General features: G+C 65.0%; 1 protein-coding gene and 1 pseudogene. Both read left to right on the top strand.

Going from position 1 to position 1,163, the window contains the following annotated elements; all coding sequences use genetic code 11:
• A partial coding sequence (locus tag AB0959_RS53005) for a sugar ABC transporter permease (protein WP_366834215.1) occupies positions 1 to 675 on the top strand: 675 nt, incomplete at its 5' end.
• Positions 672 to 1,163 (top strand): annotated as a pseudogene (locus AB0959_RS53000) (carbohydrate ABC transporter permease); the annotation flags it as partial. The gene AB0959_RS53005 and the pseudogene AB0959_RS53000, both read left to right, overlap by 4 nt.

The raw sequence follows: 1,163 nt of genomic DNA, 5'->3' as shown, positions 1-1,163 counted from the left end.
GTCGAGCACAACATCATCTGGTTCGTCGTGCTCATCCTGATCCCGACGCCGATGGGCCTGTTCCTGGCCGTCCAGCTGGACAAGAAGATCCGCTTCACCCGCGTCTACCAGACCGCGTTCTTCCTCCCCGTCGTGGTCTCGCTCGCGGTCACCGGATTCGTCTGGCAGCTCGTCTACAACCCCGACACCGGCCTGATCAACAGCCTCATCGGGGCCAACAAGCCCGGCCACTACATCGACTGGATCGGCAACCCGCACCTGAACCTGTGGGCGGTCCTGGTGGCGGCGTCCTGGCGGCACACCGGCTACATGATGATCCTCTACCTGGCCGGCCTCAAGGGCGTGGACCCCTCCCTGCGCGAGGCCTCCGCCCTCGACGGCGCGAACGAGTGGCAGACGTTCAAGAACGTCATCTTCCCCACCCTGCGCCCCACGAACACGGTCGTCCTGGTCGTCACCATCATCGAGGCCCTGCGCGCCTTCGACCTGGTCTTCGTCTTCAACAAGGGCGCCCAGGGCACCGAGCTGCTGTCGATCCTGATCACCAACAACATCATCGGCGAGTCCAGCCGCATCGGATACGGCTCCGCGATCGCCGTCGTCCTGCTGGTCATCTCCCTCGCGGTCATCATCCCGTACCTGATCGCGACCTTCCGGAAGGAGCGGCGCGCATGAGCACGGCCCTCATCGCCAAGAAGCGCACCCCGGTCCGCCCCGCCCGGATCCTGCTGCACACCTTCCTCATCGGCACCTCGCTGGCCTGGCTCGCCCCGCTGCTCTGGGCGGTCTACGCGGCCCTGCGCCCGTACGCGGAGACCAGCAACAAGGGCTACGTCTCCTGGCCGGACAAGCTGAGCCTCGACAACTTCACCAACGCGTTCGAGCAGTCGGACATGATGCACTACTTCGTCAACACGCTGATCATCGCGGTCCCGGCCGTGCTGCTCACGCTGCTGCTGGCGTCGATGGTCGCGTTCTACGTCAGCCGCTTCGACTTCCGGCTGAACATCTTCCTGCTGCTGGTGTTCACCGCGGGCAACCTGCTGCCGCAGCAGGTCATCATCACCCCCCTGTACCGCCTCTACCTGCTCATCGACCTGCCCGGCATCACCACCAGCGGCAAGCTGTACGACTCCGCACTCGGACTGGTCCTCATCCACGTG

The organism is Streptomyces sp. NPDC046862, from assembly GCF_040704615.1.
Classification (GTDB): domain Bacteria; phylum Actinomycetota; class Actinomycetes; order Streptomycetales; family Streptomycetaceae; genus Streptomyces.
Note: the sequence above shows the minus strand (reverse complement) of the source record. Positions and strands in the feature narration are given on the sequence as shown.